We start from the raw sequence: 23,896 nt of genomic DNA on the forward strand, positions 1-23,896 counted from the left end.
CCCTTTAAACATATTGCCCTACTGCCCTACTGCCTTATTCCCCTTATCACTATCCCCCAACGCCAAAGCGTCCGTAATCTCGAAGCGTTCGGAAGCACCGACGCGGATCATGTTCAGGCTGCCCTCGCGGGTGAAGCGGAATTCGCCGGGTGCGTCCGCACCGGCCGGCTTGCCGGCCTTGAAGCTGATGATGCGCGTGCCGCCATCGGGCCAGGTCACGGTCACGTCGGTCTTGTCGCCGGTGCGCACCACGCCTGCCTTGCAGCTGGTCATCGGCTGGCCGAGATAGCGCGCACAGGGGATGGCGTTGCCGGCACCGGGTACCGGTGTCCCCGGCGGCTGCAGCCGCGCAACGGTCTGTGCGTCGGCCGGGGGCGCCGCGTTGGCCGCGCCGAAATTCCGGACGGGGTCCGCAGCCACGGGCGGCGATCCATCAACCTGTCCAGTCGAGGGGTTTCCAGCGGCCAGGGCCAGGCGGTAAGCGTCCTCGATAGCCACCCTGCCGATTGCGTCAGCGGAGTTCAGCGTCGTTTCGGGAGCGGTTGCGCCGAGGCGCGTTGTCAGATCGGGCAGCGGTTGAGAGGCAGGGCTCTCCGTATCGGCCGCCGCCTGGGGTGTCACTTGCCGGAGATTGATCGGATCGAGGTAGCGTGCGGGAGCCCATCCGCTCAGCTTCGGGTCGTCAATGTCTTCGACCTTGCACCATTTGTAGCCGCTGACGTCGCCGCAGCCGAGATTTTTCACGCTCGAACCACTCGGCAGCCGCGCCTCGATCTTGCCCATGGCCGACGCCGTGGCGCGCACGTTCAGGAGATCATCCGGAGCAAGACCCGTCACAATCGAGATGATGGGCTCCGGCTCCTGGCCATTGGCCGGCAACTCCGCCAGCATCAGCGGAGCGGCAACCATCGCAAGCAGCGTCGTCGGGAGTGTTACTGTGCGCCTAATCATCTGCCATGGGCGGTAGGTTCGATTGCCGAAGGCGCGGCCAGGCACGAAAGCGCCATCGCACGCCAGCCGGTTTTTATAGGCGACGAGACGGCGCTGTGTAAGCCCGAAAAGGTGCCGCGTGTTGAATCGCGACCGAGCCACTTCCGTGAACTAACAGCCGGCAAAATATTGCACATTTCATGTAAATATGCACTCTCTCAAGTAAGGTTGAGGAGGGCAATATGGTCGACCTTGAAATATTTGCGCAGGTGGAAAACATAGTTCGCCAGCGTATCAAGAAAACGCGCGCCGAGATTGAGGCTTCACTTGGTCACATCGCCAACGGCAATCCGCTGGCCGCCGAACAGACCCTCTCCAGGCGGCTCGACAGGCTGCAGGTAAAGGCGTCGCTCAGCCGCACCGAAGCGGAGATGATATCGGCAGCGATCGACATGAGGTCTGCCGGGGAAAGAAAGGCCGCCGCCAAGCAGCCGGGGCCGGAGGCAATTCTCGGCCCAACGCTCGATTTCATCGGGGTCGCATTCCTCGAGCGTGGGCGCCGTGCTGCCGATGCGGTTGGCCGCGTTGCCTTTCTCAACGGCAATCCGCAAGGATCGGGTTTTCTCGTCGGGCCAAGGTTGTTCCTCACAAACAACCATGTGATTTCGTCGCCGGCGGATTCCCGGCGCTTCCAGGTCCAGTTCGATTATGAGCAGGACGGTGCGAATGCCGTGCGTACGCCGACGACGTTCCTGTTCGATCCTGAATCCTGTTTCGTGAGCGATAGCATAGAGGGTCTGGACTATACGCTGATCGGAGTCGGCGAGCGGCGTTCCGGCCCAAAGGAACTGGGGGAGTTCGGTTTTATCTCGCTGTCGGATGCGCGCGACAAGCATATGCTCGGCGAAATCGCCAACATCGTCCAACATCCCGATGGCCGCTTCAAGGAACTGGTGTTGCGTGAAAACCGGCTGGTGGCCCGCGACGAAACGGTACAAGTGCTGCACTATGTCGCCGACACCGAACAGGGTTCTTCCGGCTCCCCGGTCTTCAACAATGAATGGGAACCTATCGCCCTGCACCATTGGGCCGGCCCGTTCCACGAGGTGACGGGCATAGGTGGCTATGCGCTCGCGCGCGAGATCAACGAAGGCATACGGATCAGCGCCATCGTTGACCATCTGGGTGCTAGAAAGTCCAAGCTGCCGGGCTCCTCGGCATCGGCGGTTTCGCAAGCTCTGGCGATTTGGGCCGGCATGCCGCGCATGATGGACGAGACAGTTCGGCTGAACGCCGATATTCGCGAAGATGTGCCGGACAGGCCGGTGCAGCGGCCGGAACCGGATCGCAATCCGCCGGCGACGAGACACAATGCCGATGGCTCGGTCACCTGGACTTTTCCCGTCGAGATAAATGTCCGGGCGCCGCTGATCGACCGCGACGGAGGCGATGCGAGACGAAACGACGGCAAAGGCCCGGCAAGCGAACCCGGGAAGGTGGCCATCGCCGAGGCCGCGGGTTGGAAAACAGAGGATTTCGACGATCGTGGAGGGTATGAGCCCGGCTTCATACCGGGCTTTGTCCTGGCAATGCCGACGGTTGCCAATTCACCTTACCGGTTGGCCAAAAACCTTCTTGCCAAACCGGGAGAGGACCCACACGAATTGCGCTACCATCATTTTTCGATCTTGATGAACGCCGATCGCAGGCTTGCCTTCGTCACCGCCTGCAATATCGATGGATCCCGCACCAAGGCGGTCAATCGTGAGGACAAGACGGTCATCGACAACCCGTCGCTTGTCGAATTGGGGGTGGAGTCGATTTCCGGTTCGGAAGCCAGCGATGCTTTCCGGCCGGATCGGCGCATCGACCTTGGCGAGCAGATGACCCAGGAATTCTATTCGAGCCAGAATGTGCCTGGATTTCCCGTCGCAAAATCCAAGGAACGAATCGCTCGAATGTTCCAGAAGGGCCATATTACACTTCGCGGCGACCCCGCATGGGGCGTCGATCAGGAGGCGGTCGCGGCAGAACGCGACACGTTCTTTTATACCAATGCTGCGCCGCAAGTCGGCTTCTTCAATCAAGGAAGCTCGCTTAACCATCCCGGCTCCAAAGGGAAGTTGAGATGGCGCGCGGTAGAAACCTATGTGCTGCGCAACGCCTATACGATGCGAGGCCGTGTCACGGTGTTTGCCGGGCCAGTGTTCGGCGAGGACGATCCTCCCTACCGCTTCGAAAGCCATGTTCCGCTGAAGTTCTGGAAGATCGCGCTGTGGTCCGATCAAGCTGGCCTGCGCGCCATCGCGCTGCTGGCGGACCAGAAGCCGGTTTTGGAAGTGATGCCCGAAGCGTTCGGCGAGCGTGCCGAGGCATTCGATGACCCGCTTGAAATTGCCAGGGTATCGGAGTTCCTTTCGACGGTGGCCGAGATTGAAGAGCTGACCGGCCTGAACTTTGGCCAGCAGGTGCGCGACGCCGACATTCGGGCCGGTTCCGAATCCGCCCCAGCACAGAGTTTCAACCCAACGCAACTGGCGCCCAAGACGTCACGGCCAAAGGCTTCGGCGACCAAGACTTCGACGTCCAAGACTTTGGCGTCCAAGACTTCGGCGGCCAGCGCCCGACATCCTGCCAAGCGATCGAAGCGATCGGCGTCTGACGACTGAAGATTGGACCGGTCGCGACTTCTGCCGCTCGAAGGCGGTCATCCGTTCAGCTAGGCATGAGCAGGCTCAGCCCGGGATGAGCAAGCTCAGCCCGGCATGAAGCCGGTACGCAGCGCGTGGGCCCATTCGGGCCGTCCCGCCTGCTCGGCCTGATACGCCGCCGCCTCATGGTCATAGTCGACGGCGATGGCTTCGAAACGATCAGGATGCAAGTCGACGATGCCGTAGCGGGCGTGCGGCGAGCCCTGCTCGGAGACATGCGCCGGCGGCGTATCATCGTGATAGGCCGGGCAGCCGATGCTGCCCGGGTTGAAGATGACCGGACCGCCGGGAATGCGGACCAGCTCGCTGCGGTGGCTGTGGCCGCAAAGCATGATACGGCAGGTGGCATCGATCGCGCCGAGCCGCCGTTCGATGGCGGCCAGCGGCGCGCGCACCAGCCGGCCGTCGAGGATCGCGTCAGTCAGGTATTTTTCGTCGTGGTCGGGCCGGGCGTGGAAGGCGAGTATGCCGGGCGCCACCTTCAGCGTGAGGGGCAGCGCAAATAGCGCCTCGCGTTGGCCTGCGGTCAGCCGTTCCTGCGCGTAGCGGTCGGACGGCCACATGGTCTCGTCGGCGGTGTCGCGGGCAACGCGGCGGTCGTGGTTGCCGCGCACCGTCGGCAGGTCGAGCGTCTCGAGCCGCTCCATGGTCTCGCGCGGCCAGAGCGGGCCGGAAACGCAATCGCCGAGATTGACGATGAGGTCGGCGCCGCCGCGCTGCCGCAGATCATCGAGCACGGCGTCGAGCGCCAGGACATTGCCGTGGATGTCGGCGAGGACGGCAATGCGCATGGCAGGCTCCGTTAATTGGAATGGCTGGAGGGCAGGTGAAGCTATTTTGCCCGCCTCGCGAAGCGGGCGAGAGCGGAACCCAGCTTCGGGCCGTTCAGGCGCGGACTTCGATCTCGTGGCCGCCGACCGCCGGCAACGATGCGTCGTCGCCGGCCGCGGCAATCACGCTGTCGAGCAGGCCCGGGAAGCGGCGGTCGAGATCGTCACGGCGCAGCGTGATCAGCCGGCTGGTTCCAACCGCCTCGGTGCGGGTGACGCCGGCCTCACGCAGCTTGGCCAAATGGTAGCTCAGATTGGTCTTCGAGCAGAGATCGAGAAACCGGCTGCAATTCAGCGGCACGCCCTCTTTGCTGGCGAGATAGCGCACGATGGCCAGCCGCGTCGGGTCGCCGAGCACGGCAAGCACGTTCGGCAGGCTGATCTGGTCGGCGGTCGGATGGGGCAAGGTCATGCCCAGGAATTAAGCACATTCGGAGCCGATTTCAACGCATCTCCTCTCGTGGCCAAGGACACATAGTTTCGTCCCGTCGCCCCGTCCTGACACCGGGCTGTCAGGATGGTTCGGCTATTTTGCAGCGGCTTTATTGACATCATGCCCTGTTATGTCCAATTGTTCAATAACCTTTGAACTAAGGAAATTGCCATGGATAAGCGCCTAATCTGGCTTGCGCTCGGATCGTTCACGATTTCGACCGAAGGTTTCGTCATCTCCAGCCTTTTGCCCGACATCGCAAAGGATGCCGCCATCTCCGTTCCGCTCGCCGGCACGCTGATCACCGCGTTTGCGCTCGCCTATGCGATCGGCACGCCGATCCTGGCAACGCTGACCGGCGAATGGGACCGGCGCCGCGTCATCCTGTGGACGCTGGTGTTCTTCGTGTTGGGCAACGTCGCCGCGGCGCTAAGCTCCTCCTTCGAATTGCTGTTGATCGCGCGCATCGTCATGGCGCTGTCGTCAGGCTTGTTCGCGGCGACCGCACAGGGAACGGCCGTTGCGCTTGTCGACGATCATCATCGCGCCCGCGCCATTGCCGTGGTCGTCGGCGGCACTACGGTTGCGGTCGCGGTCGGAGCACCGCTCGGCGCGCTCGTTGCGACGGTTGCCGGCTGGCGCGGCACCTTCTTTGCAATCGCCGGCCTTGGTGCGCTCGCCGGCGCGATCCTGTGGTACCGGCTGCCGCGCGGCATCGTCGGCACCAGGCTGCCGCTCCGGATGCGGCTTGCAGCGGCACTTCGCCCCGGCGTCATGCCTATCCTGGTGACGACCATCCTGGCCCTGATCGGCGCCTTCACCGTCTTTGCCTTTGTCGCGCCGCTCGCGATCGAAGGCGGCGGACTGAACCCGATCGCGCTTCCCGGAATGCTGCTCGCTTTCGGCGTTGGCGCGGTCATCGGCAATATCGGCGGCGGGCAGGCCGCCGACCGTTTCGGCGCGACGCGCACCGTCTGCTGGTCGCTGGCGCTGAGTGCCGCCATGCTGGTCACGTTTTCGCTGATCCCGATGTTTCTGCCGCGCGAGATCGCCGGGCCGGCGCTCATGGCCATGATGGTGCCGTGGGGCATCGTCGGCTGGGCGTTCCCGCCGGCGCAGGCCAGCCGTATCATCAAGCTGGCGCCCGATGCCGCGCCCATCGTGCTATCGCTGAACGCTTCGGCGCTCTATCTCGGCGTGGCACTGGGTGCCGTGGTCGGCGCCGCTGTGCTGCGCTATGGCGCACCGGCCGACTTCGGCGTGGTCGCGGCGGCGTTCCCGATCATCGGTCTGGGCGTAGTACTGGCGGGCCATCTGGCGGCGCGTCCGGTGGCGATGCCGGCCGAATAAGGCTGTCAGTGGAGCTTGGCTGCCCGCCGCCGATAGTTCAAGTCGCGGCGGGCGATGCGTCAAAATCCAGCGCGGCGATTTCGTCCAGTGCCGAATTCTGGGAAGTAGCCGGAAGCGAGCGCGCCAACGTTCCGCAAGAAATCGTCATGACCGCCGACGATCTGGTCGATGCAGCGCTGGTTGGCCTGGCAAAGGGTGAAGCATTCACGGTACCGGGTCTTGCCGATATTGCCGGGGGAGGTGCCTTTCTTCGCGTCCGCAAGGCTTCTTCGGCAGCCTTCTGGCCGGCAAGCCGGCGGCGCGTTACGCTGCCTGACATAGCTAAAGACTGACCCTACGCTGTCCGCCACATCGGGATGATCGAGGCGGCCAGCAGCAGACCAAGCACGGCGTTGAGCATGCGCCACTGCCGCTCGGTTCGCAGCAACCGGGCGAGCAGCGTGCCCGCCACGCACCACGCCGCCAGCGATAGGGCCGCTGCAAGACCGAAGACCGTGCCGAGCAGCACGGCGAGCTGCAGCGGCCCGTTGGCGAGCGCGGCAAAGGATGCCGCCGCTCCCAGCCCCATGGCCCAGCCCTTGGGGTTCATCCATTGCAGGCCGGCGCCGCCCAAAAAGCTGTTCGGCTTTGCCATGGCCACGTCCAGATTGGGCGGACCGCTGCGGCCGATCTTGAGGGCAAGCCACGTCAGATAGAGGGTACCGGCCATTTTCATTGCCAGTTGCAGCGAAGGAGCGGCGGCCAGCAGACCGGCGAGCCCGGCAGCACCTGCCGCAGCCACCGTGGCCAAGCCGGCCGCACTCCCGGCCATCAGCGGGATAGAGCGGCGAAAGCCGAACTGCGCGCCGGACGCCGTCGATAAGGTCGTGGCCATGCCGGGCGTTGAGGTTGAGACCAGCGCGAACAGGACGAGGGGAAGGACGGTTTCAAACATGCTGCTTCCTTTGAAGCCTGCACGGTAGGCTGTTTGGCTCATCAGTAAATGCAATGTTTGCTATGATCTGTATTAGCAAATATAATAGCCAGATGCTCCGCAACCTCGATACTGCCCTGGTTCGAACCTTCGTCACCGTTGCCGACAAGGCCAGCATGACGGCGGCGGCCAACGCGCTGCATTTGACGCAAGGTGCCGTCAGCCAGCAGATCAAGCGTTTGGAAGAGGTTCTCGGCTGCAGCCTGTTCGATCGCGATCGGCGCGGATTGCGATTGACCCGCTCCGGCGAGCGATTGTTCGGCAAGGGCAAGCGCCTGCTTTCCCTCAATGACGAGATCTTGGCGGAGATGGCGGGCGATGCGGTTGCCGGTCAGGTGCGGCTCGGCGTGCCGTACGACCTTGTCGGCACCTTGCTTGCGCCGGTGCTGAAGGCCTATGCCGAGGCCTATCCGCAGGTCGAGATCTCGCTTGTCTGTGCTTCGTCGCCAGAGTTGGCCGCAGCCTTGGCGACCGGCACGATAGAACTCGCGGTGATCGAGGAGCCGATCGGTCGGTCGGCCGGCGAATGCCTTGTTGTCGACCGGCTGGTCTGGGTCGGCGCCAAAGGCGGCGCCGCCCGCGGCAAGCGGCCCTTGCCGGTTTCGATGGTCGCCGAGACCTGTGCGTTCCGCCCGGTGGTGCTGGAGGCGCTTAACGAGCATGGGCTGGAATGGCGCACCGTATTCGAAAACGGCAGCATTGACGCGACGACGGCGACAGTGCGTTCGGACTTGGCCGTCACCACCTGGTTGGCGTCGACCGTGCCTGTCGACCTCGACATTTTGGCCAACGATCCGGAGCTGCCGTCATTGCCGAATTTTTCGATCAATCTGCATTTGCCGAAGCACGACGTCGCGCCGGCTGCACTGGCATTCGCGGGCCACCTCCGCGATGGGTTGGCAGGGCGACGAGAGGCGGCTTAAAAACAGCAAAAAGGACGGCCAGTGTTCAGCCGTCCTTGATCGCCCTGCGGCATCTACTTCCAGTTCTTGCGCCGCTCGATCTCGGCTTCGGACGGCTGCTCCGTGGCAAATGACCCGGTCTTGATCTCGCCGGAGCGTTCATAGCTCGCCATGATGACACCGGTGGTCGATGCCTGCGAACGGGTCAGCTTGAAGGCGGCGGGTATTGTGCCGCTGCCGAACAGTTTTTTGCCCTTGCCCAGCACCAGCGGGAAAATCAGCAGGCTGATCTCGTCGATCAGGTCATTGGCGAGCAAGGTCTGGATCAGCTCGCTCGATCCCTGAATGAGCAGGTCGGGGCCGTCCTCCTGCTTCATCCGGCGCAACGTCGCCACGACATCGCTGCCGAGCGGCTGGCTGTTTTGCCAGGACAGCGAATCCGGCCTGTGCGTCGCCACATATTTGGTGACGGCGTTGAAGCTGTCGGCGATCGGATCATTTTTCTGATAAGGCCAGTGGGCGGCAAAGATGTCGTAAGTCTTGCGGCCGAGAAGCAGCGCGAACGGTTTTGAAAACGTCTCGCCCATCGCGGCGCGCATCACATCGTCCCAGTAATGAAACGTCCAGCCGCCGAATTTGAAGCCGCCGACAGGGTCCTCTTGCGGGCCGCCGGGCGCCTGCATGACGCCGTCGAGGCTGACGAATGTTGCGGCGATGATCTTCCTCATTGGAGCTCCCTTTCCCTGATCCGTGCCGTCATGGCCGGAGTTCGAGCCAAGGACGGGCGAACGGACATTTGTCCGACAGCGGCCGGCAAATTTCTAGGACCGGGGGCAGGTGACTGCCGACCTTATCGTCTCAGCTTGGAGCCGAGAACGCTCAGCCCAAGCCAACGACCGTATCGTAGAGCAGCTTGAAGTTGAGCACCAGGATGAGCGCGGCAACCACCCAGGCCAGCACGGCGACGGCGCGGGAAATGGCAAAATTGCCCATCTTGCGCTTGTCCGAGACGAACTGCACCAGCGGTACGACAGCGAAGGGGAGCTGCATCGACAGGATTACCTGGCTGAAGACCAGCAACTGACCGGTTCCCTTCTCGCCATAGAGCGCGGTGACCACCACCACCGGAATGATGGCGATGCCGCGCGTCAGCAGGCGGCGCGCCCATTGCGGGATGCGCAGCCGCAAGAACCCTTCCATCACGATCTGGCCGGCGAGCGTCGCCGTCACCGTCGAGTTCAGGCCGGAGGCGAGCAGCGCTACGGCAAACAGGATGGAAGCGATGCCGAGGCCAAGCAGCGGCGACAGAAGCTCGAAGGCCTGGCCGATCTCGGCAACGTCATGATGACCGGTGCCGTGGAACGCCACCGCCGACACGATCAGGATGGAAGCATTGACGAACAACGCCAGTATCAGCGCGATGGTCGAGTCGGTCGTCGCCCATTTGATGGCGTCGCGCTTGCCGCGATCGGTGCGCTCATAGGCGCGGGTCTGCACGATCGAGGAATGCAGATAGAGATTGTGCGGCATCACCGTGGCGCCGATGATGCCGATGGCGATGTAGAGCATGGCCGGATTGGTGACGATCTCGGACGACGGCACGAACATCGCATGCAGGATGGAGCCGACCGGCGGGGCGGCGGCAAAGATCTGGATGGCGAAGCAGCCGAAGATGATAATCAAAAGCGCTATGATGAAGGCCTCGAGGAAACGGAAGCCCTTGTTCATCAGCAACAGCAGCAGGAAGGCATCAAGCGCGGTGATGATGGCGCCGCCTATCAGCGGAATGCCGAACAGCAGTTGCAAGGCGATCGCTGTGCCAATGACCTCGGCCAGGTCGCAGGCGATGATGGCCAGTTCGCAAGCGACCCATAGCATGAAATTGACCGGTCGCGGATAATAGGCGCGGCACGCCTGCGCAAGGTCGCGGCCGGTGGCGATGCCGAGCCGGGCGGCGAGTGCCTGCAGCAGGATCGCCATCAGGTTCGACAACATGATGATGAAAAGCAGCGTGTAGCCGAATTGGGCCCCGCCGGCGAGGTCGGTCGCCCAATTGCCCGGATCCATATAGCCGACCGAAACCATGTAGCCCGGCCCCATGAAGGCGAACAGCCGGCGAAGCCAGATCCCCGAGTGCGGCACCGCGATCGTTGCGTTGACTTCGCGAAGGCTGGGCTGCTCGTCGTCCTCCGGGCGGGCAAATCGCCACATGGACCGGGGGGCTGAGGTGGCTTCGGCTTCCGACATGAAATGGCTTTCCACTGGAACGATCGATGTTGTCTCCTTATCTATGCCACGGCTGAACATTATGCAATATGCTATATTTCATTGTCTGAGCTTTTTCTTGTGGCCACTTGGCGTGCGGCCGGAACGGCAGTGAACGCCGGTTGCGCCGGCCACCGAATGGAAATAAACGGCCAGAACCAATAGGGTTCCGTGTTATGACCGCAATGTCGATTCAAACTGCCGGGAGGAGCGCGTATTGGCGCTGAAGAAAAGACCGGTTCCTCGCGAAAAGCCGCTGCCTGACGCAGAAATCCACTCGGAAGGCTTCAGGCAGACGCGTGAAGCGCGCCGCAGCGCGCTGGTCGAGGATTATGTCGAGCTCATCGCCGACCTGATCGAGGATGGCAACGAGGCGCGCCAGGTCGATATCGCGGCACGGCTCGGCGTCGCTCAGCCGACGGTGGCGAAAATGCTGACGCGGCTGTGCGCCGACGGGCTGGTCTCCCGGAAGCCTTATCGCGGCGTGTTCCTGACCGATGCCGGCCGCAAGGTTGCGGAAGAGAGCCGCATTCGCCACCAGACGGTCGAGGCCTTCCTGCGCTCGCTCGGGGTCAGCGCCGAGACGGCGCGCATCGACGCCGAGGGCATCGAGCATCACGTCAGCGCCGAGACGCTCGAAGCCTTTCGCAAGGCAATAATCGCCGCCCGCTGAAAAGCATGGCCAGCGTATCTCTTCGCGCGACTCGCTTCCCACGAGCACGGTGAACGGCACAGACCTTGCGATGTCTCGGCCAGAGCAGGCAAGCGTCAGCAAGCATTGCTTGTTCGCACGAAAAATACTGTGACTTGGCGTAACCGTTGAGATAATTGTTGTCGTGTCCGATCGAACCGGGACACGGCCCGATCGGCCGGAAAATTGCATCACGGGGGTTGCCATGCTCTGGAAGGGCCGTCGTCAGAGTGACAATGTCGAGGACGAGCGCGGCCAGAGCGGCGGGCTTGGCGGCGGGCCGGGGCAGTTTCGCATCCCGATCGGCGGTCGCGCCGGCGGCGGCGGCATGTCAGGCATTATCATCGTAGGGTTGATTTTCCTGGCAGGGTGGTATTTCGGCTTCGACCCGAGTCAGATCCTCGATAACAGCGGCTTGCAGCCCGGCGGCGGCCAGATCACTGACAATAGCGGCGAGCAAGGCGGCGGCACCGGTGCGCCCGCCTCCGACGAGATGAAGCAGTTCGTGTCGACTGTGCTGGCCGAGACCGAGGACACGTGGACCGGTATTTTTCAGTCCGAGGGCCTGACCTATCAAGATCCAAAACTGGTCCTGTTCAGCGGACGGATCGGCTCTGCTTGCGGCTCTGCCTCGTCAGCGGCCGGACCATTCTACTGTCCCAACGATCGCAAAGTCTATCTCGACACCACCTTCTTCCAGCAGCTCGATCAGCAGTTCGGTGCCTCGGGCGATTTCGCACAGGCCTATGTGATCGCGCATGAGGTCGGCCACCATGTGCAGAACCTCGTCGGCATCCTGCCCAAATTCAACCAGATGCGGCAGAGCATGGGCGAAGCGGACGCCAACCACATGTCGGTGCAGGTCGAGTTGCAGGCCGACTGCTTTGCCGGCATCTGGGCGCATTTCACCGGTCAGAAAGGCATCTTGGAACAGGGCGACATGGCGGAGGCACTGAACGCCGCCAAGCAGATCGGCGACGACACGCTGCAGAAGAAGATGCAGGGCTACGTCGTGCCGGAAAGCTTCAACCACGGCACGTCGCAGCAGCGGCAGACCTGGCTGGCGCGAGGCTTCCAGAACGGCAAGCTTTCGGACTGCGACACGTTCAACAACCCGATCTGAGCCGACGGTTTTCTCGTAATCCGAGAGACTGGATCGCAGTCAGGGGATGTCAGGATGAAAGCACTCTGCCCGTTCCCTCATTGTTCCCAGCGATGTGCTCGCCTATAAGGTGTGTTCCCGTTCGCTCGGGCGGCCCGAGGAGATACCATCATGATAGACCCCAAAACCGCCAGGCGGGGCCTTGCGCTTGTTTTCACCACCCTGCTGCTCGACATCATCGGCTTCGGCATCATTATGCCGGTGCTGCCGGCCTATCTCAGGGAATTGACCGGCGTCGGCATCAGCGAGGCGGCTATCGAGGGCGGCTGGCTGTTCTTCGTCTATGCGGCGATGCAGTTCGTTTTCGCACCAGTGATGGGCGGGTTGAGCGACCGGTTCGGGCGGCGGCCAATTCTGCTCGCCTCGGTGCTGACGTTCGCTATCGACAATCTGATCTGCGCTATCGCCTGGTCCTATCCGATGCTGTTCATCGGCCGCGTGCTGGCCGGCATTTCCGGCGCCAGTTATTCCACGACATCGGCGTTCATTGCCGATATCTCGACCGACGAAAATCGTGCGAAGAATTTCGGGCTGCTCGGCATTGCTTTCGGCGTCGGCTTCGTCATCGGGCCGGTTCTGGGCGGGTTGCTCGGCACGTTCGGGCCGCGTGTGCCGTTCTATTTCGCTGCCGGGCTTGCTTTCGCAAACTTTCTGATCGCGCTGTTTCTGTTGCCGGAAACACTTGATAACAAGCACCGTCGCCGCTTCGAGTGGAAACGCGCGAACCCGGTCGGCACGCTCGTCCAGATGCGCAACTACGAAGGTATCGGCTGGACCGGACTTGTCTTCTTTCTGATGACGCTGGGGCACATGATGTATCCTGCGGTCTGGTCGTTCGTCTCCAGTTATCGCTATGGCTGGAGCGAACAACAGATCGGCTTCTCGCTCGGCGCTTTCGGCCTGTGCGGAGCGATCGTCATGGCGACAGTCCTGCCGCGCGTGATCCTTAAGCTCGGCGAGTGGAAGACGGCGGTAATCGGTCTGGCATTTACCGCACTCAGCGCCTTCGGCTACGCCTTCGCGTCACAAGGCTGGATGATCTATGCAGTGATCGTCGTCGGATGTCTCGAGGCGTTGGCCGACCCGCCGCTCAGAAGCCTGGCGGCCGCCAAGGTGCCACCTTCCGCCCAGGGCGAACTCCAAGGCGCAATGACCTCGATCTTCTCGATCACCTCGATCATCACACCGCTGCTTTATACGGCGATCTTTTCCTGGTTCACGGGCCCGAACGCGCCCGTGGTTTTCGGCGGTGCCCCCTATCTGCTCGGCGCGATTTTCCTCACGCTGGCGCTCGTCGTCTTCGTCACCAGGGTGGCCAAGCCGACGCCGAAGGAAGTCAAACGCATGCACACGCAGGAAGCCGTGACGGACGGGGCTTGATCGGCGCCGGGAGCCCGGCCGGCGCCGTCAATCAAATCCGTTTTTACGCAATGCGCTAAACACGCTCGGCCAGTGCCGGCTCGCCGCGCTTTTCGCGGATGAGATTGACGAAGCGGCGAAACAGATAGTGCGAATCCTGCGGGCCGGGCGAGGCTTCGGGATGATGCTGGACCGAGAAGACCGGCCTGCCGGTGAGCGCAATGCCGCAATTCGAACCGTCGAACAGCGAGACATGGGTTTCCTCGACGCCGCTCGGCAATGAGTCGGCGTCGACGGCAAAGCCATGGTTCATCGAGACGATCTCGACCTTGCCGGTGGTGTGGTCCTTGACGGGATGATTGGCGCCGTGGTGGCCCTGATGCATTTTTGCGGTCTTGCCGCCCAGCGCCAGCGCCAGCATCTGGTGGCCGAGGCAGATGCCGAAAAGCGGGATTTCGGTCTTCAACAGATCCTGGATAACCGGAACGGCGTAGTCGCCGGTAGCTTCCGGATCGCCAGGGCCGTTGGATAGAAAAATGCCGTCCGGCCGCATCGCCAGGATCTCCTCGGCGCCGGTTTTTGCCGGCACCACAGTGACCTTGGCGCCGAGGCCGGCCAGCAGGCGCAATATGTTGCGCTTGACGCCGTAGTCGACGGCAACGACGTGCATCGACGGATCAGCCTGTTCGCCAAAGCCCTCGTTCCAGACCCAAGGCGTCTCGCGCCAGACTGATGACTGGCCGGAGGTCACCTCCTTGGCGAGATCAAGCCCGATAAGCCCTGACCATGCGGCGGCGCGGCGCTTGAGGTCATCGACGTCGAAGATACCGTCGGGCGCGTGCGCGATGACGGCATTGGGCATGCCCTTTTCGCGGATCAGCGCGGTCAGCGCCCGCGTGTCGATGCCTGAAAGTGCGACGATGCCGCGCTTCTTCAGCCACTGGTCGAGACCGGTTCCGGCCCGGTAATTCGACGGGTTGGTGACATCAGCCTTGAACACGGCGCCGACGGCGCCGGCGCGGGCCAGCGGGTTGAGGTCCTCGATGTCTTCGTCATTGGTGCCGATATTGCCGATATGCGGAAAGGTGAAAGTGACGATCTGGCCGGCATAGGATGGGTCGGTGAGTATCTCCTGGTAGCCGGTCAGCGCGGTGTTGAAGCAGACCTCGGCGACGGCGGAGCCGGTGGCGCCCAGACCGCGGCCCTCTATGACAGTGCCGTCGGCCAGCACCAGCAGGGCTGTCGGCCTCTCGCTGGCCCAAGGGGGGGTCGACGCGGCTGTCATCGTTGCCATGGCGGCACTCCTAAAGGTTGCGCCCTCAGTCGGCGCAACAAAAGGCGCGAAGCGGCGATCTCACAGCCTCGGCGCGCTAAGTTTTCATTTGTGCCTGTCGTTGCCCAAAACCGCTACGCATTTTTGGGCGACGTGCACTAGAATTCAATTCATGCAAGGCCCAGTACATAGGGGAAGGCGCCAAGGCGGTCAATGATTCCAGGAAGTGCGAGCCCGGATTTATTTCGTCGAACAATATCAGGGATTTGGCGGTAGTTTCGCATTTGCCTTGGGCTTTCGGCACGGCTATTGTCCGCCGCATTCGAAGGAGAAAGCACCATGCGAGGCAAAGTCGCCGAATCCCTGAAGAGCGCGATGAAGTCGCAGGACAAGCGCCGGCTGCCGACATTGCGGCTGATCCAGGCGGCCATTCACGACCGCGACATCGCCAATCGTGGCGCCGGTAAGGAGCCGGCGAGCGATGACGAGATCCTGCAGATACTGGCCAAGATGGTGAAGCAGCGCGAAGAATCGGCCAAGGCGTTCGATGACGGCAAGCGGCCGGAGCTTGCAGCGCAGGAGCGCGACGAGATGGCCATCATCCGCGACTTCCTGCCGACGCAGCTGGGCCAGGCCGAGACGGAAAGCGCCGTCCGTTCCGCCATCGCCGAGACTGGTGCCAGCGGCGTCAAGGACATGGGCAAGGTGATGGCGGCGCTCAAGGAAAAATACGCCGGCCAGATGGATTTCTCCAAGGCGAGCGGCATCGTCAAGAGCCTGCTGCAGTAAGCCGCCGAAGGCCCTTGCCGTCGCGCCCGCAATCCGGCAGCCAAAAGCTCGCGCCCGTGATCGAACTCGTCAAACCGGCGTTTGAACACCTGCCGTCCTACAAGGCGGCCCTCGAGCGCGGCTGGTCGCCGGACAATGTGCGGCTGCTCGACGCGACGCGCGAGCAGCTTGCGGCTATCGAAAAGGATCCAGCGACTTTCCTTGGCGATCTCGACGATTCCGATGGCAAGGGACCGCCGATCACCTTGCCCGACGGTTCGACGGTGCCGCGGCTGCCCGGATTCCGGCGCTGGATCTGGGACGGGGAAGTCGCAGGCTCAATCGGCCTGCGCTGGCAGCACGGCACCGCGTCGCTGCCGTCGCATGTGCTCGGCCACATCGGCTATGCGGTGGTGCCGTGGAAACGGGGACGCGGCTATGCGACCGAGGCGCTGCGGCTGATGCTGGTGGAGGCGAGGGCGGTTGGCCTGCCCTTCGTCGAAATCACCTGCAAGCCTCACAATGTGCCCTCGCAGAAGGTCGTTCTGGCCAATGGCGGCCGGCTCGTCGGGCGTTTCTTCGAGGACGCCGCCTATGGCGGCGCGGAAAGCCTGCGCTACCGGATCGATCTGTAGCCCTATTCGGCGGCAGCCGGCAGCGGCGGCGCAGCCCGGCTGCGCCATTCCCAGACATGCGAGGCAAGCGCAACCGCGACGGCGACCAGCATGGCGATCGCGCCAACCACCGGCAGGCTGCGATAGCCATAGCCGGCATTGAGCATCGCCGCGCCGAGCGATGCGGCGAGCGCGATGCCGACATTGAAGCCCGACGGGATGAGCGACGAGGCAAGGTTGGAGGCGTCCGCGGTCCAGGTCAGGATGCGGGTCTGGATCGGAGTGCCGATGGCAAAGTTGAGGCCGCCCCAGACGAAGATCGCTATCACCATCGGCAGCGGGTAAGGGCCGACAGCGTAGATCAAGGCGAGCATTGCCGCCTGTAGGAAAAGCATGGCGATAAGCGACGGCATCAGCTTCCAGTCGGCGAGCCGCCCGCCGACAAAGACGCCGATCGTTGCGCCGACCCCGTTGAGCAAGAGCACCCAAGGTATCCATTTCTCGTCGAGGCCGGTGACCTCAAGCAGCGTCGGCGTGATGTAGGTGAACAGGCCGAACTGGCCGATCATCAGCATCAGCATAATAATGAGCGAGGTCCAGACCTGCTGGCGTGCGAGCACACGGACCTCGCTTCCAAGGCTCGCCGACGGGCTCGACGATCCCGTCTTGCGCGGCAGCAGGGCGCCGACTGCCGTGAAGGCCACCACACCGAGCGCGCACATCACCCAGAATGTCGCACGCCATCCCCAGATGTTGCCGATTGCCGTGCCGGCCGGAACGCCGATTACGTTCGATACGGTGAGGCCGGACAGGATCAGCGCCACCGCCATGCCGCGCTGGTCTTCGCGCACGAGGCCGACGGCCACCACCATGGCAACGCCGAAATAGGCGCCATGCGCGACGGCCACCGCTATCCGCAACAGCAGCATCGAGGCGAAGTCGGGCGCCAGCGCACAGGCGGCCTGGCCGATGGTGAAGGCTGCAGTCAGTCCAAGCAGCAGGGCCTTGCGGGAGAAGCTTTTGGTGGCGAGCGCCAGCAGCGGGCCGCCGACTGCAATGCCGCCGGCATAGCCGGAAACGAGATAGCCGGCGGTCGGGATCGCGACACCAAGGCCCTCCGCCACCTGCGGCAGCACGCCGGCGATGACGAATTCGGTAGTGCCGAAGGCGAAGGCGGCAATGAACAGGGCAATGAGGGGGAGCATGGCGGAAAGGCGATCCTCAGATAAGGTCGCCTCAAACCACGGATGAGGGCAGCGGGCAATCCAGAAATTGTCGACGCCGCTTTAGCTTTTCTTGATCGCCGGTCAGGCGTCCGCGCGGAGGCAAGAGCTAGGCGGCTGCCTTCCTCCCGTAAGGAATTTTCAGCCACGCACGTTCGTGAAGATAGTAGAGCAGCGACTTGGTGACGACCTCGGTCAGGCCGATGGCAGCGGCGAGCTTAATGCTTCCGGTCACGACGAGCGAAATGATCATCGTATCGATGGTGCCGGTGATGCGCCAGGAAAGCGCTTTGGCGAAGCTGCGAGAATGGGTGTCCATCGACTTTCCTTCCGGTAGATGCGGCGATCTTTAGCCGACAGACAGGAGGTGGCGCAAAGATAATTTCTGCGCATTGGCCCACCGCAATTTTCATAGGCGATGTTGTGAAGCTTCCCGGCCTGTGGATGCAATCTATCCGGCCTTCAGCCGCGAACCGGTGAGCAGGCCACGCTCTTCAAGAACGGGATAGGCCATCGAGGCGAGCAGCGAGTTGATCTGCTTGAGGTCGCGAATGGTGTCGAGATGGATGGAACTGGTCTCGACGCTCTTGGGGGTGCCGTCGCGCAGCCGCACGAAATGGCTCTGGCTGGTTTCCTTCTCGCGGTCGCGCAGCCGGTCCTTTTCCAGCACCAACTGGCGAGCGGTCTCCGGATCGCGGGACACCAGCACGTTGAAGGCAAGCCTGGCATTGGCAAGCACCAAGGCATGGAAGGCGCAAAGCTCACGCCAGCCTTCCGGCGTGAACTCCAGCCCACGCTCGAATTTCTTCTTCACGTGGACCAGCATGTTGCGCACGATGATGTCGCCGACCTGCTCCAGCTTGACGCAGGCGCCGATCAGCTCCTGGCAACGCAGCGCCTCGTCCTCGCTCAGCGGGTTCTTGGTGACCCTGGCCAGATAGAGCTTGATCGCAGCGTGCTTCCTGTCGACACGGTCGTCGAGTGCGGCCAACGCGCCGATCTTGTCGGCATCGGCGCTCTCATAGAGCTCGATGATCCGTTTCAGCATGATCTCGACCGTTTCGCAGACCCGCACCACCTCGCGGGTGGCGTTGGCCAATGCCTGGCTCGGCACGTCGAGCGCACTTTCGTTGAGCGCCGAAAGCTCGACGACGTCGAGCGCGTTGGCGGCCTGGGGCTTGGTGCCCAACGCCACGATCCTTTCCGAGGCGCGATAGACCAGGCTCGCCAGCGGTAGGCCGGCGATCAGGATCAGGATGTTGAAGACAATGTGGGCATTGACGATCTGCTCGGGCACCGTGTTGCCCAAGAAGGCGACCGGCGGTTTGAACGTCAGGAACAGGATCAGCATGATCAGCGAACCCATGCCGCGCATCAGGAGATTGCCGATCGGCACGATACGAACGCCGGGTTCTGCGTTGCGGGTTAGAAGCGGCGCGATGATCGAAGAGCCGAGATTGACACCCAGCACCAGCACGATACCGAGTTCGGGCGGGATGAAGCCGCGGCCGGCCAGCGTCACCATCAGCAGCACCGCGGCGATCGAGGAATGGAACAGCCAGGTGACCAACGCCGCCAGAAGATAGGCGGTAACCGGATCGCCGGAGAAGTAATCGACGATGAGCGGCATCAGCGTGCTCTGGCGCAGTGGCTCCGACGCCTGGCCGATCATCTCCAGCGACAGAAGCAGCAGGCCGATGCCGACCAGGATGCGGCCGAACTGGCGCCAGTCGCGCCGCTCGGTGGCCATGAACATGACGGTGCCGGCGACCAGGCAGATCGGCACCAGCAGCGACAGATCGAAGGTGAGCAGCTTGACCACCAGTGCCGAGCCGATCTCGGCGCCGCGCACCGCAAGCTGGCCCGACATGCCGCTGACAATACCGGAGCCGGCGAACGAGCCGACCAGCAAGGTGACGGCGGTCGAGCTTTGCAGCGCGACAGCCAGGCCGCAGCCGGCCAGAACCGCCATGAACGGATTGCGCATTGTCGCGCGCAGTTTGTGGCGCAGCACATCGCCATAGGCGCGCTCGACGCCGGTCTTCACCAGACGGGTGGCAAACAGCATCAGTGCGACCGCACCGGCCAGGTGCAGCAAGACGACCGAGCCACTCATGCCAGGCCCCGCAACGCGACAGGTGCCAGCGACGCGGGCGCGGTGAAGTCAAAGAGGCAAAAGTGGGCGCGAATCGTGGACATTGCAGACGTTGATATTACTCCGATTTATTTTAGCCGAATAATAAATTTTGCCCGGTTCGGACGCGTGTTGCCACGCGACGGGGCGTGTCGGAAATGGATGGCTGACAAAATGGTTGCATAGCCTGCGGAGTTGCGGCGGGTCATGCGTCCATTCTCGGGCGTCCGCTTTAAAGGTAGCGCTGAATTAGTCGTTCTAAATGTAAGAAATCATTACGAAAACGTAATCTCGGTGTTCAGTTTCGGTTCATCCTTCCGGCTCTATTCCGTAGGCATCGACAACCAAGGAGTACCCGCCATGAAACGCATCGTTCTTTCCGCCATTGCCTTCTCGATGCTGGCTGCAACCACCTGGCAGGGCCAGGCCGCACCTCTGAACACACCAAACGCGCCGCAGTCGAACTACAGCCAGGTCGACTGGCAGAAGCCTGGCAGGCATGTCGACGTGAACAAGCATGTCGACGTGAACAAGCGCGTCCTAGTGAAGAAGAAGATCGTTGTGAAGCGCAGCCATTGGCGCAACGGCCAGAGATATTCCAGCTGGAAGCGTCACCAGCCGATCCGCGACTATCGCCACTATGGCCTGCGCCGTCCGGGTCCCGGGCAGGAATGGATCCGGGTTGGCAATGACTATCTGCTGGTCAGCGTTCTTTCCGGCTTGATCTTCGGCGCCATCGCCACGCAGTGACCGCGGAACGTCTGACCGGCACGGCGCTGGTCAATGAAAGAGAGGCGGCCCGCCAAGGCCGCCTTTTTTCATTGGCCCATCTTGATCCTAATTCAGCGCGGCCGAAAGTTTCACGGTTCCGCTGAAATACTTCGCCGAATCGGAGCCGATGCCGCCATAGCTGGTGGAGAGGCCGAGACGCATGCCGCCCGGCATGCGGGTATCGACGCCGGCTCCGACGCGGCCATGGAAATTGTCGGCGCCGCTTTCGGTCGCTGTGTCGCTTATGTCGAAGACGCCGTCGAGCCGCAGGTTAAAGTCGAGGGTAACATCGTCATCCGTGACATGGCGATAGGAAACGCCGGGGCCGAAGGCGATCTGGCCGAGGCCGGCGGTGACGGAGGGAATGGGGACGTTCAGGCCGTCGACATAGGCTCCCGATTTTTCCTCGAAATAGGAGAACCGCGCCCGCGGCGAGAAGGTCCAGGCGTCATATTGCCATTCCCCTTGCAGCGTGGCGCTGACCATCCAACGGCTGGCGTCGAAGCCGTCGGTGTAGGTATCCATGGGGCTGACGCTGTTCGAGGATTTTCCAGCTCCGGCGAGCAAATCGAAATACAGATTGTCCGTCAGCCGAGCGGTCAAATAAGGCCCAGCGATCCAGCCGGTGCCCTCGGCGGTTCCGCCGCCGCTGCCGGTGAAGCCGTCGGTACGATCGATCTGGACGAAGGCGCCAACAAGCAGATTGCGGCTGACCAGATAGTCGGCGCCGAAGGTTGCGAGGGCGAATTTGCCGTCTTGGTCATTGATGTCGAAGCGGCTGTAAGTGCCTTCGAACCAGATGTCGAACAGGCTGTTGGCATCTTCCCCGCCAAGCCGCCGCATGGAGGCAAGGCTTGCGCTGACATTGACCGAGTTGGTGTCGGCCATGCCGGGCAGGTACGCGAGCAGGGTGGCCACTGGGCTGCCGCCGCCGGCGACGCCGTCGAGCCGGTCGATGCGGCGCTGGATGTCGGGCTGGTTCTCCAGGATGAGGCTGGCGCGTGTCTCCATGAATTCCTTGATGAGCGCCGTGGTATTTTCGCGTGAATTGGTGCTGGCGAACGTGCAGACGACGCTTTCGCCGGGCGCCAGGTTGATCACGGCCGTGCGGTTCGCCACATTGCCGACGGAATCGCCATCGTTGCAACTGATCGAGGTCAAGGCGAAGCCGGCGGCGGTCATGTCGGCGGCGGTGACGCTGTAGGAGCCGGTCTGCAGCGAAACGGCCGGTCCGTCGCCGGAGCCGCTGCTGGTGGCGATGGTGAAGTTGAGGCCGGGCGCCGGCGAGGAGAAGCCGAAGGAGCCGTCGCCGCTGTCGGTGGTCTGGCGGATGGTGATGGAGCCTAGGGCGTGGACTTCCTGGGCGAGCGCGCTGGAGGTGCTTGTCGCGTTGTTCGCGTCGCCATTGTAGGTCGCGACGACCTGACGGGTGCCGACCGGGAGGGCGGACGTCGTCAGGGCGGCGGTACCGCCGGCGAGCGCGACCGTAGCAGCGGGCGAGCCGTCGACACTGAAGGTGACCGTTCCGGCCGGCGGCGGATTGCCGGGAGCCGAAACCGTTGCCGTGAAAGTGACCTGATCGCCCTGATTGGAAGGGTTGAGGCTGGAAACGACCAAGGTGGTGGTGCCAAGCTTGTCGATGGTCACCGAATAGGCCTTGGAACCGGATTTCCGATTCTGATCGGTTGCAACTGCGGTGAAGTCGAATGTGCCGGTATTGGTCGGGGTACCGGAGAGCAGACCGGTCGCGTCGAAGCTGATGCCCGACGGGAGGGTTCCGGACGTCAGCGCGAAAGTATAAGGCACCGCGCCGCCGCTGGCCGCAAGCTGTTGCGAATAGGCCTGGTTGTATACGGGGTTTGGCAAGGATGCCGGCGTCAGCTCGACGGTCGGCTCGGCAATGATCAGCGTGTAGGATTTCGAACCGATGAAACCGTTTGCGTCGGTTGCCGCCACGACCAGGTTGAACGTGCCGGTATTAGTCGGGATTCCGGAGAGCAGACCGGCCGCGTCGAAGCTGATGCCCGACGGGAGGGTTCCGGACGTCAGCGCGAAAGTGTAGGGCGTCATACCGCCGCTGGCCGTCAGCTGCTGCGAATAGGCCTGGTTGTAGACCGGACTGGGCAATGACGGCGGCGAGACCGTGATCACGGGCGGTGTAAAGGTGACCGTGTTGTCGGTGCTGGTCGAGGCTTCGTTCGCATCGACGGCGGCATTGGTTGCCACGCCGGCCGGTATTGTGGCCACGACGGACCCTGAACCCGTCATGCCGCTGACCGCGACGCTGAAAGTGCTGCCGGAGCCGGTGACGACAGCGATGGTGGCGCCGGCGGTGCCGGAAAGCACAACGTCGCTGCCGCTGAAGCCGGTCACCGGCTCGCTGAAGACCACGTCGAAGAGGATTGGCGACGAACCGGTCGGATCGCTCTGGCCGGCAGCCTGGTTGATGGTCACTGTCAGCGGCGGTGGCGGCAGATTGTAGGTGACGGTATTGTCGGTGCTGGTCGAGGGCTCGTTCGGATCGACGGCGGCGTTGGTCGCCACGCCGGCCGGTATTGTGGCCACGACGGACCCCGAACCCGTCATGCCGCTGACCACAACGCTGTAGGAGCTGCCGGAGCCGGTAACGGACGCGGTGGTGGCGCCGGCGGTGCCGGAAAGATCGACGTCGCTGCCATTGAAGCCGGTCACCGGCTCGCTGAAGACCACGTCGAACCGAATTGGTGAGGAACCGGTCGGATCGCTCTGGCCGGCAGCCTGGTTGATGGTCACTGTCAGCGGCGCTGGCGGCGGCAGATTGTAGGTGACGGTATTGTCGGTGCTGGTCGAGGGCTCGTTCGGATCAACGCTGGCGTTGGTTGCCACGCCGGCCGGTATTGTGGCCACGACGGAACCTGAACCCGTCATGCCGCTGACCACAACGCTGTAGGAGCTGCCGGAGCCGGTAACGGACGCGGTGGTGGCGCCGGCGGTGCCGGAAAGATCGACGTCGCTGCCATTGAAGCCGGTCACCGGCTCGCTGAAGACCACGTCGAACCGAATTGGTGACGAACCCGCCGGATCGCTCTGGCCCGCTGCCTGGTTGATGGTCACCGTCGGCAGCGCGAACGCCGCGGTCGGCACGAGCACGAGCACGAGAATGGCGGCGAGGGCGCGCCTCAGCGTTGCGAACAAAAGCAGGAAAATCGACGACAACAGAAAGGAAAGTGCGGACAACGGCAAACGCCGCAGCCGCATGGTGACATGCGCATCCAGAGCTACGGTCACCCCGTCCCCCAAAATCCCCCGACCGGCGGGCCTGCTCTCTACGGGCGCTGAATTCCGGACGAGTCGCCTTTGCTTATGATCATCTAGATTGGCGAGTTCATGCAAAGTCAATCTTGAAGCCACGGGTCAGGTAAGCTTGAGACTATTCCCGCTGCGGTGTGGCGGCCACGCAACGTCAGGCGCCTGGACCCCTTGGCCCTGTGAAAACCGGGTATGGTTCCGCATTAGGAGTCGTCGGGC

At 62.9% G+C, this 23,896-nt stretch carries 21 protein-coding genes; 10 read left to right on the forward strand and 11 right to left on the reverse strand.

All coding sequences use genetic code 11. From position 1 onward, the window contains the following. Nucleotides 1-18: 18 nt before the first annotated feature. Complete coding sequence (locus tag NKH90_RS26615; protein WP_352822003.1) at nucleotides 19-891, reverse strand: SH3 domain-containing protein; 873 nt, start codon at nucleotides 889-891, stop codon at nucleotides 19-21. A 281-nt stretch (nucleotides 892-1,172) separates the two neighbouring features. Between NKH90_RS26615 and NKH90_RS26620 the strand changes: the two genes are divergently transcribed. Further along, the gene (locus NKH90_RS26620) at nucleotides 1,173-3,599 is read left to right on the forward strand and encodes a DNA/RNA non-specific endonuclease (protein ID WP_352822005.1); all 2,427 of its coding nucleotides are present in this window, start codon (nucleotides 1,173-1,175) and stop codon (nucleotides 3,597-3,599) included. Nucleotides 3,600-3,685: 86 nt separating this feature from the next. Here NKH90_RS26620 and NKH90_RS26625 read toward each other — a convergent pair whose 3' ends face one another. Continuing rightward, a complete protein-coding gene (locus tag NKH90_RS26625; RefSeq protein WP_352822008.1) occupies nucleotides 3,686-4,432 on the reverse strand; it encodes a metallophosphoesterase family protein in 747 nt (248 codons plus the stop codon). 94 nt (nucleotides 4,433-4,526) lie between these two features. Beyond that, nucleotides 4,527-4,883: an ArsR/SmtB family transcription factor gene (locus NKH90_RS26630; protein WP_023719360.1), complete on the reverse strand. Its 357-nt coding sequence runs from the start codon at nucleotides 4,881-4,883 to the stop codon at nucleotides 4,527-4,529. Between the two features lie 192 nt (nucleotides 4,884-5,075). Between NKH90_RS26630 and NKH90_RS26635 the strand changes: the two genes are divergently transcribed. Further along, nucleotides 5,076-6,254 (forward strand): MFS transporter, encoded by a 1,179-nt coding sequence (locus tag NKH90_RS26635; RefSeq protein ID WP_352822011.1) that lies wholly within the window; start codon nucleotides 5,076-5,078, stop codon nucleotides 6,252-6,254. 146 nt (nucleotides 6,255-6,400) lie between these two features. After that, complete coding sequence (locus tag NKH90_RS26640; protein WP_352822014.1) at nucleotides 6,401-6,586, forward strand: hypothetical protein; 186 nt, start codon at nucleotides 6,401-6,403, stop codon at nucleotides 6,584-6,586. A gap of 2 nt (nucleotides 6,587-6,588) precedes the next feature. On the opposite strand, the gene NKH90_RS26645 is transcribed toward NKH90_RS26640, so the two are convergent. Then, the gene (locus tag NKH90_RS26645; protein WP_352473933.1) at nucleotides 6,589-7,188 is read right to left on the reverse strand and encodes a LysE family translocator; all 600 of its coding nucleotides are present in this window, start codon (nucleotides 7,186-7,188) and stop codon (nucleotides 6,589-6,591) included. Between the two features lie 92 nt (nucleotides 7,189-7,280). On the opposite strand from NKH90_RS26645, the gene NKH90_RS26650 reads away from it, so the two are divergent. Then, complete coding sequence (locus NKH90_RS26650; protein WP_352567932.1) at nucleotides 7,281-8,150, forward strand: LysR family transcriptional regulator; 870 nt, start codon at nucleotides 7,281-7,283, stop codon at nucleotides 8,148-8,150. Nucleotides 8,151-8,203: 53 nt separating this feature from the next. On the opposite strand, the gene NKH90_RS26655 is transcribed toward NKH90_RS26650, so the two are convergent. Beyond that, nucleotides 8,204-8,857, reverse strand: a complete 654-nt coding sequence (locus NKH90_RS26655) for a dihydrofolate reductase family protein (RefSeq protein WP_352473936.1) — start codon at nucleotides 8,855-8,857, stop codon at nucleotides 8,204-8,206. 151 nt (nucleotides 8,858-9,008) lie between these two features. After that, nucleotides 9,009-10,376 carry an Nramp family divalent metal transporter gene (locus NKH90_RS26660; RefSeq protein ID WP_352473938.1) on the reverse strand — a complete coding sequence of 456 codons (1,368 nt, stop codon included), beginning with the start codon at nucleotides 10,374-10,376 and terminating at the stop codon, nucleotides 9,009-9,011. A gap of 235 nt (nucleotides 10,377-10,611) precedes the next feature. Between NKH90_RS26660 and mntR the strand changes: the two genes are divergently transcribed. The 3 genes from mntR to NKH90_RS26675 all read left to right on the forward strand — a co-directional run bounded on the left by mntR (nucleotide 10,612) and on the right by NKH90_RS26675 (nucleotide 13,627). Then, on the forward strand, nucleotides 10,612-11,067 hold the full coding sequence (gene mntR / locus NKH90_RS26665) for a manganese-binding transcriptional regulator MntR (RefSeq protein WP_023678308.1): 456 nt from the start codon (nucleotides 10,612-10,614) through the stop codon (nucleotides 11,065-11,067). A 223-nt stretch (nucleotides 11,068-11,290) separates the two neighbouring features. Further along, nucleotides 11,291-12,208 (forward strand): KPN_02809 family neutral zinc metallopeptidase, encoded by a 918-nt coding sequence (gene ypfJ, locus NKH90_RS26670; protein WP_352822019.1) that lies wholly within the window; start codon nucleotides 11,291-11,293, stop codon nucleotides 12,206-12,208. Nucleotides 12,209-12,358: 150 nt separating this feature from the next. Then, nucleotides 12,359-13,627, forward strand: a complete 1,269-nt coding sequence (locus NKH90_RS26675; protein WP_352822021.1) for a TCR/Tet family MFS transporter — start codon at nucleotides 12,359-12,361, stop codon at nucleotides 13,625-13,627. A gap of 55 nt (nucleotides 13,628-13,682) precedes the next feature. Here the strand turns inward: NKH90_RS26675 and carA are convergent, their stop codons facing one another. After that, the gene (gene carA, locus NKH90_RS26680) at nucleotides 13,683-14,900 is read right to left on the reverse strand and encodes a glutamine-hydrolyzing carbamoyl-phosphate synthase small subunit (protein ID WP_084641355.1); all 1,218 of its coding nucleotides are present in this window, start codon (nucleotides 14,898-14,900) and stop codon (nucleotides 13,683-13,685) included. A 318-nt stretch (nucleotides 14,901-15,218) separates the two neighbouring features. Between carA and NKH90_RS26685 the strand changes: the two genes are divergently transcribed. Continuing rightward, the gene (locus NKH90_RS26685; RefSeq protein ID WP_352822024.1) at nucleotides 15,219-15,668 is read left to right on the forward strand and encodes a GatB/YqeY domain-containing protein; all 450 of its coding nucleotides are present in this window, start codon (nucleotides 15,219-15,221) and stop codon (nucleotides 15,666-15,668) included. A gap of 56 nt (nucleotides 15,669-15,724) precedes the next feature. After that, on the forward strand, nucleotides 15,725-16,282 hold the full coding sequence (locus NKH90_RS26690; RefSeq protein WP_352473942.1) for a GNAT family N-acetyltransferase: 558 nt from the start codon (nucleotides 15,725-15,727) through the stop codon (nucleotides 16,280-16,282). 2 nt (nucleotides 16,283-16,284) lie between these two features. On the opposite strand, the gene NKH90_RS26695 is transcribed toward NKH90_RS26690, so the two are convergent. The 3 genes from NKH90_RS26695 to NKH90_RS26705 form a co-directional block, all read right to left on the reverse strand. After that, on the reverse strand, nucleotides 16,285-17,466 hold the full coding sequence (locus tag NKH90_RS26695; RefSeq protein ID WP_352473943.1) for an MFS transporter: 1,182 nt from the start codon (nucleotides 17,464-17,466) through the stop codon (nucleotides 16,285-16,287). Nucleotides 17,467-17,593: 127 nt separating this feature from the next. Next, a complete protein-coding gene (locus NKH90_RS26700) occupies nucleotides 17,594-17,803 on the reverse strand; it encodes a DUF2061 domain-containing protein (RefSeq protein WP_292658743.1) in 210 nt (69 codons plus the stop codon). A 132-nt stretch (nucleotides 17,804-17,935) separates the two neighbouring features. Further along, nucleotides 17,936-19,600, reverse strand: coding sequence for a Na/Pi cotransporter family protein (locus NKH90_RS26705; protein ID WP_352822027.1), 1,665 nt, complete (start codon nucleotides 19,598-19,600; stop codon nucleotides 17,936-17,938). Between the two features lie 378 nt (nucleotides 19,601-19,978). Between NKH90_RS26705 and NKH90_RS26710 the strand changes: the two genes are divergently transcribed. Further along, nucleotides 19,979-20,368 carry an RcnB family protein gene (locus NKH90_RS26710; protein ID WP_352473947.1) on the forward strand — a complete coding sequence of 130 codons (390 nt, stop codon included), beginning with the start codon at nucleotides 19,979-19,981 and terminating at the stop codon, nucleotides 20,366-20,368. An 87-nt stretch (nucleotides 20,369-20,455) separates the two neighbouring features. On the opposite strand, the gene NKH90_RS26715 is transcribed toward NKH90_RS26710, so the two are convergent. Further along, nucleotides 20,456-23,656 carry a putative Ig domain-containing protein gene (locus NKH90_RS26715; protein WP_352822031.1) on the reverse strand — a complete coding sequence of 1,067 codons (3,201 nt, stop codon included), beginning with the start codon at nucleotides 23,654-23,656 and terminating at the stop codon, nucleotides 20,456-20,458. Between the last annotated feature and the right edge of the window lie 240 nt (nucleotides 23,657-23,896).

Origin of the sequence: Mesorhizobium sp. M0898 (genome assembly GCF_040319695.1) — a bacterium.
In the GTDB taxonomy this organism is placed as follows: Bacteria; Pseudomonadota; Alphaproteobacteria; order Rhizobiales; family Rhizobiaceae; genus Mesorhizobium.